Raw genomic sequence first — 14,646 nt, forward strand, 5'->3', positions numbered from 1 at the left:
CGCGAGTTCTCTCTGCCGCGTCAGAACGCGAGATCGTTGAAGGCGGCGGACTCGGCCAGCCCTGCGGCCAGGGCCTGGGCTTCCTTCTCGTCGTGCGTCGCCTTGTCCCACAGCTCGAAGTGGCTGCCCATGCCAAGGAGCAGCGTGTCGCGCTCGATGCGGGCGGCCGCACGCAGTTCGGGCGACACCAGGATGCGGCCGGTGGCGTCCATCTGCACGTCCATCGCGTTGCCGATGAACAGGCGCTTGAGCCACTGGTCCTTCAGGGGCATCGTGGCGACGCGTTCGCGGAACTGCTCCCAGGCCGGACGCGGAAAGATCATCAGGCAGCCGTGGGGATGACGCGTGATCGTGAGCTGGCCGTCGGCCGTGGCGGCCAGCACGTCGCGATGCCGGGTCGGCACCGACAGGCGCCCCTTTGCATCCAGACTCAGCGATGAAGCGCCTTGAAACACGGCCACGAAACCCTTTTGGTAGGACAGGCCGCGCGCCTCGACGAGACGGCATCCGGCACTTGTTCCCACTTATTTGCACTTTTTTCCACTGTATCAGGAAACCACCTGCCCGCGAGATGGGTCGATGGCTTTTTTGATAATGGAATCAAGGACTTAGCGGCGTTTCTAAACCTTAGTGGAAAGCGAATTCCATTGCTGGGGGAAGCACTTAGCTCCTGCAGTGAAAGTGATGCGTGAACCGGCCCTGTCGCAGGGGTACATCACAGGATAAAGCGCGACAGGTCTTCGTTGTTGCTCAAGGCTTCAAGTCGCTGATCGACGTAGGCGGCGTCGATGGTAACGGTTCGGCCGTCGAGGTGGGCGGCGTCGAAGCTGACCTCGTCGAGCAGTCGCTCCATCACGGTCGACAGCCGGCGCGCGCCGATGTTCTCGGTGCGCTCGTTGACCTCGAACGCGATGCTCGCGAGGCGGGTGATGCCCTCGGGCTCGAACGCCAGCGTGACGCCTTCCGTGGCCAGCAGCGCTTCGTACTGCTTGACCAGCGAGGCCTGGGTCTGCATCAGGATGGCCTCGAAATCGGACACCGACAATGACTGGAGTTCGACACGGATCGGGAAGCGCCCCTGCAGTTCCGGGATCAGGTCGCTCGGCTTGCTCAGATGGAAGGCGCCGCTGGCGATGAACAGGATGTGGTCGGTGCGCACCACGCCGTACTTGGTGCTGACCGTGGTGCCCTCGACCAGCGGCAACAGGTCGCGCTGCACGCCCTGGCGCGAGACGTCCGAGCCCTGGGCCTCCGAGCGCGTGGCCACCTTGTCGATCTCGTCGATGAAGACGATGCCGTTCTGCTCGGCGTTGTGGATGGCCTGGGCGCGGATCTCCTCCTCGTTGACCAGCTTGGCCGCCTCCTCCTCGACGAGCAGGCGCATCGCCTCGGCGATCTTGAGCTTGCGCGTCTTGCGCTTGGCCTGGCCCATCTGGCCGAACATGCCGCGCAACTGCTCGGTCATCTCCTCCATGCCGGCCGGACCCATGATCTCCAGCGGCATGCGGTTCTCGGCCAGATCGAGCTCGATCTCCTTGTCGTCGAGCTGGTGCTCGCGCAGCTTCTTGCGGAAGGCCTGGCGGGTCGGATTGCCGCCGTCGCCGGACGCGGCCGGCGCGCCGCCGCCGTCGCCCAGGCGGGCCGGCGGCAGCAGCACGTCGAGGACGCGCTCCTCGGCGGCGTCCCGGGCGCGCTCGCGCACCTTGGCGCTCTCCTTCTCGCGCGTCTGCTTGACGGCGATCTCGGCCAGGTCGCGGACGATCGAGTCGACGTCCTTGCCGACGTAGCCGACCTCGGTGAACTTGGTCGCCTCGACCTTGATGAAGGGCGCATCGGCCAGCCGCGCCAGCCGGCGCGCGATCTCGGTCTTGCCCACGCCGGTGGGGCCGATCATGAGGATGTTCTTGGGCGTGATCTCCACGCGCAGCTTCTCCTCGACCTGCTGGCGGCGCCAGCGGTTGCGCAGGGCGATGGCCACGGCGCGCTTGGCCTGTGGTTGTCCGACGATGTGGCGGTCGAGTTCGGAGACGATCTCCTGGGGCGTCATGGACATGGTCAGAGCGTCTCCACGGTGTGGTTCATGTTGGTGTAGATGCACAGGTCGCCGGCGATCTCCAGCGACTGCTTGACGATCTGCTGCGCCGTCAGGTCGCTGTGCAGCAGCAGGGCCTTGGCCGCCGCCTGGGCGTAGGCGCCGCCCGATCCGATAGCGACGATGCCGTCCTCGGGTTCGAGCACGTCGCCGTTGCCGGTGATGATCAGCGAGGTGGTGGCGTCGGCCACGGCCAGCATCGCCTCCAGGCGGCGCAGCACGCGGTCGGTGCGCCAGTCCTTGGTCAGTTCGACGGCCGCGCGCGCGAGCTGGCCCTGATGCTTCTCGAGCTTGGCCTCGAAGCGCTCGAACAGCGTGAAGGCGTCGGCCGTGGCGCCGGCGAAGCCCGCCAGCACCTTGCCGTGATGCAGCCGGCGCACCTTGCGCGCCGTGCCCTTGATGACGATGTTGCCGAGCGTGACCTGGCCGTCGCCGCCGATGGCGACCTGGTCGCCGCCAGGGGTCTTGCGGCGCACGCTGACGATGGTGGTTCCGTGAAATTGTTCCATCGCAGCCACATTGGGATGGGGCGACGCAATGCAAGGCCGCCGGAACCCGAGCCCGGCGCGCGACGCCGACCGTCGCTCCCGCCGTTGCTAGCGCAGGGCGATGTCGGCGTGATCGGCGACGCCGACCACGCGCAGGAACGCCGCCGCCAGCCGGTGCACGCCGACGAGCCGGACGCGCCGGCCATGGGCCTCGTGGACGGCGGCCCAGTTGAGCAGGGCACTGGCGGCCACGAAATCCAGGCGCACCAGCGCGTCGCACGCGACGCTGGCCGGCGCACCGGCGACGGTGGTGCCCGCCGTGCGCGCCAGCTCGGCGTCGAGCCGCGTCCAGACGTCCGGGGACTCGCCGACGAGTTCGCCCGCCAGCACGGGGCGCGCGGCCTCGGCGTCGAGCAGCGGCGACCCGTGCCCGCCCGGCGCCGCGCCGCCGGCCTCGTCGGCGGCCGCACCGGCGTCGAGATCGAAATCGAGGTCCATCTCCAGCGACGCATAACGCCCGCGCGGCTCCTGCCACTCGGGCGGCGCCGTCTCGTAGGTGATGCAATAGTGCAACGCGGCCAGTTCGAAGGCATCGACGGCATGCGTCACGCGCAGGACCGCCAGCCGCAGCTGCCACCAGGCCTGCGGCACCTCCCGGTCGCCCAGCGGGGTGACGCGCTCGAGCACGGCGTCGAGCCGGCCGGCGCCATGGAAGCGCAGATCGACCGGCGAATCGGCCCAGTGGGCCATCAGCACCCGCAGCGGCCCCGCCGCGTCGGCGTCGATCGCCGTCAGTGCGCGCCAGTCGAGCGTCCAGGAGGGGCCGGCGGCCGACAGGGCGCGCGTGAGCTGGGCCAGGTCGGCGCGACCCAGGCGCGACGGGCTGTGCCAGTCGGCCGGCGGCACGTCGTCGACCGCCACGTCGGACAGGGACTGCGCGATGGCGATGTCGGCCGCGCGCACCGGCAGCGAGACCCATTCGGGGGCCTTGTGCCGCAGGCGCTGCGCATAGCGCGCGGCCGCGGTCTCGAACCGGCCGGAGTCGCCGGTGGCGCGATACAGGTCCAGCAGGGCGAGCCAGGTGTCGGCATGGTCGGCCAGCGCCCCGTCGTCGTCCAGAGCCTGCAGCAGGACCGCCTCGGCACCGGCGTCGTCGCCGTTCGCGAAGCGCAGCGCGGCCTCGTCCAGCGCGCCGTCGTAGATCGCCGAAACGCCCGGCACGGCATCGGCCTGCGGCACGACGGCCCTCTCGGTGGCCGACGGACCCGTTTCCCGCCCCGGTTCGGCGGGCTGGGTCGGTGGCGATGGCGGCTGCGGCGTCGACGGCAGGGCCGGAGGCTGGTGGTCCGGCTGGATGCCGGGGGTGGTGTCGGCGTAGGCGCGCGCGCGCTGGGCGGCCAGCACCTCCGGATGCACCACCGACTCGCTGCCGTCGCCCGCCTTCGGATCGCTCTTCCACCAGTGCCGCGACATCTGCGCCTCGATCTCGTCGATCTTGCGCAGCGTCTGGGCCCGCTCCTCGGTGCGGCCGGGCGCGGTGCCGGCGCTCAGGGAGGACAGCGGATCGAGGTCGGTGGCGGCGCCGCCACCGCGCTGGCGCAGGCGCCGCAGGGCATCGAACTCGCGCCGACGCACCGAATCGTTGCGCTGGCGCCGCTCGATCATCTCCCGGACCATCTCGCGGCTGTACTGGGGCTCCCCGGCCACGGGCTCGCGCACGTCCAGGTCGGCCCAGTCCTTGAGCGGGTTGCGCACGAATTTCGCCACCTTGGACAGCAGGCGGCCGGGTTCTTCCTTGGGCATGCGGTGTCCTGCGACGTCGGGAATGGAGGGCGGGCGGAGCTGTGGCGAAGCGGTCGGAGGCCCGGTCCTCAGTCTCCGAACATCTTCTGCTTGAGTTCGCGCCGCTGCTGGGCCTCGAGCGACAGCGTGGCCGTCGGACGCGCCAGCAGGCGGCCGACGCCGATGGGCTCGCCCGTCTCGTCGCAGTAGCCGTAGTCGCCGGCGTCGATGCGCTGGATCGACTGCTCGATCTTCTTGAGCAGCTTGCGCTCCCGGTCGCGGGTGCGCAGCTCGAGGGCGTGCTCCTCCTCGATGGTCGCGCGGTCGGCCGGATCGGGCACGACGACGGTGTCCTCGCGCAGGTGCTCGGTGGTCTCGCCGGCGTTCTCCAGGATGCCGCGCTTGAGCTCGACCAGCTTCAGGCGGAAGAACGCCATCTGCTTGTCGTTCATGTACTCCGAGTCCGGCATGGCGATGACCTCGGCGTCCTCGAGCTCCTCGACCGACTTGGTCTTCCAGTTGTTGGCGAGCTTGGGGTCCTTCTTGACCGCCATCGGCGGCGGCGGCACCAGCGCCGTCGAGGACGTCTGCGTGAAGCTCGACTTGGCGGCCGTCGAGGCGACCGACTGCGCCATCGAGGGCACGGTCAGCTGCGACAGGCGCGAGACGCGTCCACCGCGGGCGGCGGGCGCCGCGGGAGCGGCGGCGGTGGGTGTCGCCGGGGGCGTCGGGGTGGCGGCAGCCGGTTTTTTCATGGGAGCGGTGATGCGGATGGGACGGCGCGGGCGCCGGCGGGTTGAAGGGACGCGGCAGCCGCACGGGCTGCCTGGGAGGAATCCGGAGCCCGTGCCGTCATCGACGTACGGACGACCGCGGGGACGTTCGCGACGAGGTGGCTCATGGTGGCTGGCTCCTTCGGAAGACGGCTGGGACACGGGCGCCGCGTGCCGGAGACCCGTGTCGCCCGCTGGGCGGACCCTCGCAGCCCGATGGGGCGGCTGCGCGACAGGCGCGAGATTGTATATAAAAGTCTCTTCCGGGGCGGCGCTTTCGACACCCCTGTCAGACCAGGCTCTGCGTCAGTCCCTGCTCCAGGATTTCCCGCGGCAGGTCGATGCCGATGAACACCATGCGGCTCTGGCGCGCCTCGTCCGCGCCCCACGCGGGCCCCAGGTCGCTGCCCATCAGCTGGTGCACGCCCTGGAAGATCACCTTGCGGTCGGTGCCCTGCATGTTCAGCACGCCCTTGTAGCGCAGCATGCGCGGGCCGTAGATGTTGACGACGGCGCCCAGGAAGTCCTCCAGCTTGGCCGGATCGAAGGCGCGGTCGGCCTTGTAGACGAAGCTCTTGACGTCGTCGTCGTGGCGATGGTGGTGGCCGGCGTGGTCGTGGCCGTGGGCGTGCGAGGGATGGTCGCAGGCCTCGCCGGGCGCGTGGTCGTGGCCCGCATGGTCGTCGTGGTCGTGCGCGTCGTCCTTGAGGAAGTCCGGGTCGATGTCGAGCTTGGCGTTGAGGTTGAAGCCGCGCAGGTCGAACACGCTCGCCAGCGGCACTTCGCCGAAGTGCACCTTCTGCTGCGGCGCGCGCGGGTTCATGTGCTTCAGGCGATGGATCAGCGCCTCGGTCTCCTCGGCCGAGACCAGCTCGCTCTTGCTGATGAAGATCTGGTCGGCGAAGCCCACCTGGCGGCGCGCCTCCTGGCGGTCGTCGAGCTGCTGCGGCGCGTGCTTGGCGTCGACCAGCGTCAGGATGGAGTCCAGCAGGTAGCTCTCGGCGATCTCGTCGTCCATGAAGAAGGTCTGCGCCACCGGGCCGGGGTCGGCCAGGCCGGTGGTCTCGATGACCACGCGGTCGAAGTCGAGCAGGCCCTTGCGCTTCTTGGCCGCGAGCAGCTGCAGCGCCTCGCGCAGGTCCTCGCGGATGGTGCAGCAGACGCAGCCGTTGCTCATCTGCACGATCTGCTCCTTCGACTCGGTCACGAGGATGTCGCTGTCGATGTTCTCCTCGCCGAACTCGTTCTCGATCACGGCGATCTTCTGGCCGTGCGCCTCGGTGAGGATGCGCTTGAGCAGCGTGGTCTTCCCGGAGCCGAGGAAGCCGGTGAGGATGGTGGCGGGAATGAGGGCCATGCGGTTGCCTTGAAACGGAAACGGAGGGAACCCGGCAGTTTATCGATCGGCGCCGGCCAGTGCCGGCCGGGGGCATCCTCCTGACGACGGATGCGGGGCGACCGGCGCGACGGCGTCCGCGTTCGACGCCGGGCCGGGCCGTCAGTCCGGAGCGCCGCCCTCTTCCGGTGCCTCGGGCCGGGCCGCCGGCGCCGCCCCGCCCCGCTCGGGCATCGCCCTGGCGCGCGGATGCGCCGCGTCGTAGGCCTTGGCCAGATGCTGGAAGTCCAGCCGCGTGTAGACCTGGGTGGTCGTGATGTTGGCGTGGCCGAGCAGTTCCTGCACGGCGCGCAGGTCGCTGCTCGACTGCAGCACGTGGCTCGCGAACGAGTGCCGCAGCATGTGCGGATGGACCGTGGCGGCCAGGCCGGCCCGGGCGCTGCGCGCCTTGAGCATCTTCCATACCGCGTGCGCCGAGAAGCGCGCGCCGTTGCGCCCGACGAACAGCGCCCGGGCATCGGCCGGATCGCGCGGCCGCGCCGCCGCCGCAGCCCCGGTCGCGGCGCCGTCGTCGCGCACCGCCAGCCAGGCCGCCAGCGCCTCGGCGGCCTTGCCGCCCACCGGCACGACGCGCGGCTTGTTGCCCTTGCCGATCACGTGCGCGTCGCGCGCGTCGAGGTCGATCCAGCCGCGCGCCTCGCGGCTCGCGCGCACGTCCAGATCGACCAGCTCGGCCACGCGCAGGCCGCAGCCGTAGAGCAGCTCGACGATGGCGCGGTCGCGCGCCTCGGTCCACGGGTCGGCCTCGGCGTCGCGCAGCTCGGCCAGCTGCACGGCGTCGTCGACCGACAGCGCCTTGGGCAACGGCCGCCCCGCCTTGGGCGCGCGCACGTCCTGCACCGGATTGAGCTCGACCAGCCGCTCGTGGCCCAGCCAGCGGTAGAAGCTGCGCCAGCACGACAGCACCAGGGCGATGCCGCGCGGCTCTCGCCCGGCGCCGTGCATCTGCGCCATCCAGCGCCGCACGTGGACGGTCTGGACCCGTTCCAGCGCGAGGCCGGCCTCGGCCACGCGCGCGGCCAGCGCGTCCAGGTGCTCGGCGTAGATGTCGACCGTGCGCGCGGCCAGCCGCCGTTCGACGCGCACGTGCGTCAGGTAGCGCTCGATCAGGACCGGACGCGGGACGGGGTCGGCGATCGCCGCCGTGGCGCTCGGGCGGGCCATGTCAGTGCTGCAGGCGCGACAGCGCGGCCGAGGCCGATTCCGCGATGCGCGTGAGGAAATGCAGGCCGACGTCGGCGTGGAAGCGCTGCGCGTCGGGCGAGCCCAGCACCAGCAGCCCGAAGGCCGGTTCGCCCGCGCCGGCGCGCAGCGGCAGCAGCGCGATCGACTGCGCGGCCGGCGGATCGGGCAGCCAGCCGACCGCCTCGAAGCCCGCGTTGACGCCGCAGTAGGGCTGCACCAGCGAGTTCGCGAAGGCGCGCGCGGCGCTGCTCGCGCCCTGGGCGAAGGGCTCGCGCGCATGGACGCCGTGGCAGTCCCAGACCTTGATCGCCACCTGCGCGACCCCGAAGATCCCGCGCAGGTCGGCCGCGATGCATTCGGGCAGCTCGCGCGGCTCGCGCAGCGCCAGCAGGCCGCGCGTCCAGGCGTGCAGGCGGTCGGCGGTCGCGGTGTTGTCGGTGCCGTGGCGCACCATGTCCATCACGCGGGTCTCCAGCACCTTGATCTTCTCGCGCAGCATCTGCGCCTGGCGCTCCTGCAGGCTGATGGCGCGCGCGCCGTGCGGGCTGCTGAGCTGTACCTGGGCCAGCAGCTCGGCGTGGCGCTCGAAGAAGTCGGGCGTGTTGGCGAGGTAGGCGACGATGTCGTCCTCGGTGATCGGCGACAGGCCGGCGGGGGGGCGGCGCGCGGTGGTCATGGCGATCCGGGCAGGTCGGGCACCTCGATCTCGCCCTCGAAGACGGTGACCGCCGGGCCGGTCATGAGGACCGGATGGCCGAGGCCGGCCCATTCGATGGTCAGCACGCCGCCGCGCGTGTCGACGTCGACCCGGGCGTCGAGCCGGCCGAGCCGGATGCCCGCGACCACCGCCGCGCAGGCGCCGGTGCCGCAGGCCAGCGTCTCGCCCGCGCCGCGCTCGAAGACGCGCAGCCGCACGTGCGCGCGGTCGACGATCTGCAGGAAGCCGGCGTTGACGCGCTGCGGAAAGCGCGGGTGGTGCTCGACGAGCGGGCCCTGCCGCGCCACGGGGGCGGTGTCGACATCCTCGACGAGCTGCACCGCGTGCGGGTTGCCCATCGACACGATCGCCAGCGGCACGGTGGCGTCCTCGGGCCGGGTCGACAGTGCCAGGTGCCAGGTCTGCCAGTCGCCGTCGGGGTGCGGGTCGAGGCCGGCGGCGTCGAAGGGCACGCGCTCGGGCTCGAAGACCGGCGCGCCCATGTCGACGGTGACGCGGCCGTCGGCCGCCAGGCGCGGCTCGATCACGCCGCCGAGCGTCTGCACGCGCACCGCCGCCTTGTCGGTCAGGCCGCGCTCGCGCACGAAGCGCAGGAAGCAGCGCGCGCCGTTGCCGCACTGCTCGACCTCGCCGCCGTCGGCGTTGTGGATCACGTAGCGGAAGTCGATCTCCGGTGGCGCATCGGCCGGCGGCGGGCGCACGGTGAGGATCTGGTCGGCGCCGACGCCGAAGTGGCGGTCGGCCAGGAAGCGGTAGTGCGCGGCCGAGAGGCCCAGCGGCGCGCGGGTCTCGTCGAGCACGACGAAGTCGTTGCCCGCGCCCTGCATCTTGGTGAAGCGGATTCGCATCGGGAGATTATGGGTGGGGGTCGCGGCGCCGCCGGGCCATGACCCCGCTAGACCCAGCCGGCCTTGCGGAAACGCCAGTACAGCAGGCCCGACAACCCGGCGATCAGCCCCAGCGCGGCGACGTAGCCGTAGCGCCACTTCAGTTCCGGCATGACCTCGAAGTTCATGCCCCAGATGCCCGCCAGCGCGGTGCACACGGCGAAGATCGCCGCCCAGGCGGCCAGGCGCTTGGTGACCTCGCCGTCCTCGATGGTGACCATCGACAGGTTGACGTGGATCGCGGTGCCGATGGTGTCGCGGATCGCCTCGACCGAGCCGTTGATGCGCGTGAGGTGGTCGACGACGTCGCGGAAGTACTCCTGCGAGCCCGTGCACACCGGCGGCACGCGCGCCCCGTGCAGCTTGTTGGCCGCTTCGAGCAGCGGCGCCACCGCGTGCTTGAGCACCGTCACGCGCTGCTTGAGGTCGTAGAGCTGGCGGATGCTGTCGCGCGCGCGGCTCTGGCCCTGCCCGGTGGTGAAGATGCGCTCCTCGATCTCGTCGAGCTCGGCCTCGAAGGCGTCGATGACGGGAAAGTAGCGGTCGACCACCGCGTCCATCAGGGCGTAGAGCACGAAGCCCGGGCCGTTGCCCAGCAGCGCCGGCTCGCGCTCGCAGCGCTCGCGCACCTCGACGAAGCCGTGCGTGCTGCGGCTGCGCACCGACACCAGGTAGTTGCGTCCGACGAAGACGTCGAGCTCGCCCACCTGCACGGTCGTCTGCGCGCCGCCGGTGTCGGCCTCCAGCAGGTGCAGCACGACGAAGAGCGAGTCGCCGTACTCCTCGATCTTGGGTCGCTGGTGGCCGTTCTGCGCGTCCTCCACCGCCAGCGGGTGCAGGCCGAAGGCGCGCTGCAGTTCGGCCAGTTCGTCGGGCGCGGCGTCGGCGAGCGCCACCCAGACGAAGCGCCCGGGCAGCGCCAGGTGCTCGCCGATGCGCGCCACGGGGATGTCGGCGTGCTTGGCTCCGTGCTCGTAGACGACGCAGTTGATCAGCATGGGCGGGCCTGTCTCGAAGCGGTGGCGTGCCGGAATCCGGCGAAGGCGCGGATGTTGCCATGCCGATAATCCCTCGATGGTCCGCCCCGCCCAACAACTCCATCCGCACCGCGAGCCCGCGCCGGTGCGCCCGGCCGCCACGCTGCTGCTGCTGCGCGACACGCCCGCCGGCATCGAGGTGCTGATGACGCGGCGCTCCGACCGCGCCAGCTTCGCCCCCGGCGCCTACGTCTTCCCGGGCGGACGCGTCGACGATGGCGATGCCGCCGCGCACGCCCTCGCCGACCGGCGTCCGACCCAGGGCGCGCGGCAGATCACGCAGGCCATCGCCGCCCTGCGCGAGACCTTCGAGGAACTGGGCGTGCTGCTCGGGCGCCGCGCCGCCGACGGCGCGCCGGTGACGGCCGCCACGATCGCCGCGATGGACCGCGCCACGGCCGCCGGCACCGCGCCCTTCGCCGACCAGTGCGCCGCCCACGGGCTGCGGCTGGCGGTCGACGCCGTGTTCGTCCTCGCCCACTGGATCACCGACCGCGACCTGCCCAAGCGCTTCGACGTGCCCTTCCTGGTGGCGCGCATGCCCGAGGGGCAGGAACCCTCGGCCGACGAGACCGAGCAGTTCGAGCCGGTCTGGGTGCGCCCGGCCGAGGCGCTGGAGCGCCACCGCGCCGGCGGCTTCTTCATGATCTTCCCGACCCTGCGCACGCTGGAGCGCCTGGCCGCCTACGCCACGATCGACGCCGTGCTCGCCGCCTGCGGCACGGAGCAGCCGCTGTTCACCAGCTGCCCGCGCGCCGGCCTGCTCGGCGGACGCGAGGCGCGCTGCATGGAGCACGAGCCGGCCTACGGCGAGCTGGCGCTCGTCTGCCCCGACGGCCAGATCGTCCACGCGCTCGACTGGCAGCACGAGGCCACCGTGCCGCTGCTGCGCGGCCTGCGGCGCCTGACCGCGCCCAACCCCGGCGCCATGACCGGCCCCGGCACCAACGCCTACCTGGTGGGCGACGCGGCCTGCGGCTTCGTCGCCATCGACCCCGGCCCGGCCGACGCGGCGCATGTCGAGCGCCTGCACCGCGCCGCCGGCGGCGACGTCCGCGCCATCGTCTGCACGCATTCGCACCCCGACCACTCGCCCGGCGCGGCGCTGCTGCAGGCGCTGTGCGCCGGACGACCGCCGATCCTGGGCCTGCCCTCGGCGCCGACCGCGCGGGCCGCCTCGCACTTCGTGCCCGACCGCGCCCTGGCCGACGGCGAGCGCCTGGTGCTGCACGACGCCGACGGCGCCGCGCGCTACACCTTGCGCGTCGTCCACACACCCGGCCACGCCGCCAACCACCTGTGCCTGGTGCAGGAGGAGGACGGCCTGCTGTTCTCCGGCGACCACGTGCTCAACGGCAGCACCACGGTGGTCGATCCGCCCGACGGCGACATGACGGCCTACCTCGATTCCCTCGACGCGCTCGACATCGCCTGCGCCGCCGGCCACGTCGACTTCATCCTGCCCGCGCACGGCCACGTGCTGGGCGCCGCGCGCGACGCCATCGCGGCGCTGAAGATGCACCGCCTGCGGCGCGAGGCGCGCGTGCTCGCCGCCATGCGCGCGCGGCCGGACGGCAGCCCCGACGACTGGCTCCCCGTGGCCTACGCCGACGTGCCCGAGCGGCTGTGGCCGGTCGCGGCGCGCTCGCTGGCCGCGCACGTCGAGCGCATCCGCCGGCTGGCGCTCGCCTGAGCGGCGTCCCGCCGCCCGCCCCGTCGCCCCTTGTCTTCCCCCTTTTCCCTCACGCCCCCCGGACCCGCCCGCCATGACCGAACCCTTTCCCCGCCGCACGCGCATCGCCGGCCCGCGCCCCCCCGCCGGCACCGAGGGCGAGGGCATCCGCTTGGCCAAGGAGGTGGCGGCCCGGCGCGACTGCTCGCGGCGCGAGGCCGAACTGCTGATCGAGAACGGCGCCGTGCGCGTCGACGGCCGGGTCGTCGAGGTGCCGGGGGCGCGCGTGCGCGCGGACCAGCGCATCGAGATCGACCTCGCCGCGCGGCCCGAGCCGGTGCAGGCCGTCACGCTGCTGCTGCACAAGCCCCCGGGCATCGCCTTCGACGCCCCGGTCGGACGGCTGGTGTTCCCCGAGCGGCGTGGCGACGCCGATGGCGACGGCTTCCGCCGCCCGACGCTGCAGCGCCATTTCGTCGGCCAGCGCTGCCTGACGCCGCTGGAGACCGGGGCCGGCGGCCTGATCGCCTTCACGCAGGACCCGCGCATCGAGCGCAAGCTGGTCGAGGACGCGGGCCTGATCGAGAACGAGGTGATGGTCGACGTCGCCGGCGCGGTGGACCCACGGGCGCTGCACCGGCTCAACCAGTCGCCGGTGGTGGACGGCCGCGCGATGCTGCCGGCGCGCGTGAGCATCGGCCGCCAGAGCGAGGACGGCGAGCGCACCGGCCTGCGCTTCGCCATCAAGGGATCGTGGCCGGGGCAGATCGCCCAGATGTGCGACAGCGTCGACCTGCGCATCCTGGCGATGAAGCGCATCCGCGTCGGCCGCGTGCCGCTCGCCGGGCTGGCGCCGGGACAGTGGCGCTATCTCCTGCCCCACGAACGGTTCTGAGCGGGGCGGACGGACGGGGCATCGGCTGGCAGGCAGGGGCGGCGTGCCGGACCACCATGTCGGTGACACGTCAACCCATCACCGATCCATCGAACCATGCGCCTGCTGCTCGCCATCTTCCTGCCCTTCGTCGCCTTCTTCACCATCGGGCGGCCGATCGCCGGGATCATCTGCCTGATCCTGCAGGTCACGCTCATCGGCTGGCTGCCAGCGGCCATCTGGGCGGTCTACGCGCTGAGCCAGTACCGCACCGACAAGAAGATCGAGAAGGCCTTCGGGCGCCCGCGCTGAGATCGCGCGCGACGGCCGCGGGCCGAAGAAGAAAAGTGTGAAGCGAGCCGATAAGCCGGATTCTGTGCACCGGCGCCGTCTTGCGACGACGCCGGCGTGACCGCCATTACTCTGGGCCGCCGGTCGCCCGGACGGCTCGATGCCACCTACCCGCCAGCTCAGCGGAACCACCTCGATACTGGCCTACTTGGTGTTGCTGCGCGCAGAGATTGCCCGTTTCACCCGGCTCGGGGTCGCCCCGTCGCCGACTCGTCTCTGTTGCTCTGATCCTCACCTCGCGGTGGAGAGCCGTTAGCTCCTGCGCTGTCCTGTGCAGTCCGGACGTTCCTCCAGTGCGCTCTTTCGAGACTTGCACCAGCGGCGGTCTGGCCCGCTTCACGGGGCGGATTATGTCGCCACAATCGTCCGACCCCGCCGCCCGCCGGCGATATTCCTCTTCCAAGGAGACACGACCATGAAAGCCAGCAGCATCCTCGAGACCATCGGCCGCACCCCGCACATCCATGTCGCCCGGCTCTTCGCCGGCGTGGCCAAGGACGCGCAGCGGGTCTGGATCAAGTCCGAGCGGTCCAATCCCGGCGGCTCGATCAAGGACCGCATCGCGCTGGCGATGGTCGAGGACGCCGAGCGCTCGGGCGCCCTCGCGCCCGGCGGCACGATCGTCGAGCCGACCTCGGGCAACACCGGCATCGGCCTGGCGATGGTCGCCGCCGTCAAGGGCTACAAGCTGGTGCTGGTGATGCCCGACAGCATGTCGGTCGAGCGCCGCCGCCTGATGCTGGCCTACGGCGCGAGCTTCGACCTGACGCCGCGCGAGAAGGGCATGAAGGGCTCGATCGCGCGCGCCCAGGAGATCGTCGCGGCCACGCCCGGCGCCTGGATGCCGCAGCAGTTCGAGAACCCGGCCAACGTCGAGGTCCACGTGCGCACCACGGCCGAGGAGATCGCCGCCGACTTCCCCGACGGCCTCGACGCGCTGATCACCGGCGTGGGCACCGGCGGCCACATCACCGGCGTCGCGCGGGTGCTCAAGGCGAAGTGGCCGCAGCTGCGGGTGTTCGCGGTCGAGCCCTCGGCCTCGCCCGTGATCTCCGGCGGCAGCCCGGCGCCGCATCCGATCCAGGGCATCGGCGCGGGCTTCGTGCCGGCCAACCTCGACGTCGCGCTGCTCGACGGCGTCATCCAGGTCGAGGCCGAGGCCGCGCGCGAGATGGCGCGGCGCTCGGCCCGCGAGGAAGGGATGCTGGTGGGCATCTCCTCGGGCGCGACGCTGGCGGCCATCGCCCAGAAGCTGCCGGAGCTGCCGGCCGACGCCGTCGTGCTGGGCTTCAACTACGACACCGGCGAGCGCTACCTGTCGGTCGAGGGCTTCCTGCCGGCCGCCTGAGGCCGGCGGCGGCTTTCGGCGAAAATCGCCGCTCCGGAGCGCC

General features: G+C 71.8%; 14 protein-coding genes and 1 other RNA gene. 4 read left to right on the forward strand and 11 right to left on the reverse strand.

The window, feature by feature from the left end:
• Positions 1–20: 20 nt before the first annotated feature.
• The 10 genes from mraZ to ABID77_RS09610 all read right to left on the reverse strand — a co-directional run bounded on the left by mraZ (position 21) and on the right by ABID77_RS09610 (position 10,319).
• Positions 21–455 carry a division/cell wall cluster transcriptional repressor MraZ gene (gene mraZ, locus ABID77_RS09565; RefSeq protein WP_429594779.1) on the reverse strand — a complete coding sequence of 145 codons (435 nt, stop codon included), beginning with the start codon at positions 453–455 and terminating at the stop codon, positions 21–23.
• A 260-nt stretch (positions 456–715) separates the two neighbouring features.
• The gene (gene hslU / locus ABID77_RS09570; RefSeq protein ID WP_429594306.1) at positions 716–2,053 is read right to left on the reverse strand and encodes an ATP-dependent protease ATPase subunit HslU; all 1,338 of its coding nucleotides are present in this window, start codon (positions 2,051–2,053) and stop codon (positions 716–718) included.
• Positions 2,054–2,055: 2 nt separating this feature from the next.
• Positions 2,056–2,601, reverse strand: coding sequence for an ATP-dependent protease subunit HslV (hslV, locus tag ABID77_RS09575; protein WP_429594309.1), 546 nt, complete (start codon positions 2,599–2,601; stop codon positions 2,056–2,058).
• Positions 2,602–2,688: 87 nt separating this feature from the next.
• Positions 2,689–4,383, reverse strand: a complete 1,695-nt coding sequence (locus tag ABID77_RS09580) for an STAS domain-containing protein (RefSeq protein ID WP_429594312.1) — start codon at positions 4,381–4,383, stop codon at positions 2,689–2,691.
• 68 nt (positions 4,384–4,451) lie between these two features.
• Entirely contained in the window at positions 4,452–5,117 is a 666-nt protein-coding gene (gene dksA / locus ABID77_RS09585) for an RNA polymerase-binding protein DksA (protein WP_429594315.1), read from the reverse strand.
• Positions 5,118–5,424: 307 nt separating this feature from the next.
• Positions 5,425–6,492 carry a CobW family GTP-binding protein gene (locus tag ABID77_RS09590; protein ID WP_429594318.1) on the reverse strand — a complete coding sequence of 356 codons (1,068 nt, stop codon included), beginning with the start codon at positions 6,490–6,492 and terminating at the stop codon, positions 5,425–5,427.
• A gap of 141 nt (positions 6,493–6,633) precedes the next feature.
• A complete protein-coding gene (locus ABID77_RS09595; RefSeq protein WP_429594321.1) occupies positions 6,634–7,695 on the reverse strand; it encodes a tyrosine recombinase XerC in 1,062 nt (353 codons plus the stop codon).
• 1 nt (position 7,696) lies between these two features.
• Complete coding sequence (locus ABID77_RS09600) at positions 7,697–8,392, reverse strand: DUF484 family protein (protein WP_429594323.1); 696 nt, start codon at positions 8,390–8,392, stop codon at positions 7,697–7,699.
• Positions 8,389–9,282 (reverse strand): diaminopimelate epimerase, encoded by an 894-nt coding sequence (dapF, locus tag ABID77_RS09605; RefSeq protein ID WP_429594326.1) that lies wholly within the window; start codon positions 9,280–9,282, stop codon positions 8,389–8,391. Before dapF ends, ABID77_RS09600 begins: the two co-directional genes overlap by 4 nt.
• A 47-nt stretch (positions 9,283–9,329) precedes the next feature.
• The gene (locus ABID77_RS09610) at positions 9,330–10,319 is read right to left on the reverse strand and encodes a magnesium and cobalt transport protein CorA (RefSeq protein WP_429594329.1); all 990 of its coding nucleotides are present in this window, start codon (positions 10,317–10,319) and stop codon (positions 9,330–9,332) included.
• A 76-nt stretch (positions 10,320–10,395) separates the two neighbouring features.
• Here ABID77_RS09610 and ABID77_RS09615 point away from each other — a divergent pair, with 76 nt between their 5' ends.
• The 3 genes from ABID77_RS09615 (at position 10,396) to ABID77_RS09625 (ending at position 13,216) form a co-directional block, all read left to right on the forward strand.
• A complete protein-coding gene (locus ABID77_RS09615; protein WP_429594332.1) occupies positions 10,396–12,051 on the forward strand; it encodes an MBL fold metallo-hydrolase in 1,656 nt (551 codons plus the stop codon).
• Positions 12,052–12,124: 73 nt separating this feature from the next.
• The gene (locus tag ABID77_RS09620) at positions 12,125–12,925 is read left to right on the forward strand and encodes an RNA pseudouridine synthase (protein WP_429594334.1); all 801 of its coding nucleotides are present in this window, start codon (positions 12,125–12,127) and stop codon (positions 12,923–12,925) included.
• 96 nt (positions 12,926–13,021) lie between these two features.
• A complete protein-coding gene (locus tag ABID77_RS09625; RefSeq protein WP_429594337.1) occupies positions 13,022–13,216 on the forward strand; it encodes a YqaE/Pmp3 family membrane protein in 195 nt (64 codons plus the stop codon).
• A 35-nt stretch (positions 13,217–13,251) separates the two neighbouring features.
• Here the strand turns inward: ABID77_RS09625 and rnpB are convergent.
• Positions 13,252–13,593: RNase P RNA component class A (gene rnpB / locus ABID77_RS09630), an RNA gene on the reverse strand.
• 77 nt (positions 13,594–13,670) lie between these two features.
• Here rnpB and cysK point away from each other — a divergent pair.
• A complete protein-coding gene (gene cysK, locus ABID77_RS09635) occupies positions 13,671–14,603 on the forward strand; it encodes a cysteine synthase A (RefSeq protein ID WP_429594340.1) in 933 nt (310 codons plus the stop codon).
• Positions 14,604–14,646: the final 43 nt, after the last annotated feature.

Origin of the sequence: Variovorax sp. PvP013, from assembly GCF_050435945.1 — a bacterium.
Lineage (GTDB): Bacteria > Pseudomonadota > Gammaproteobacteria > Burkholderiales > Burkholderiaceae_C > Variovorax.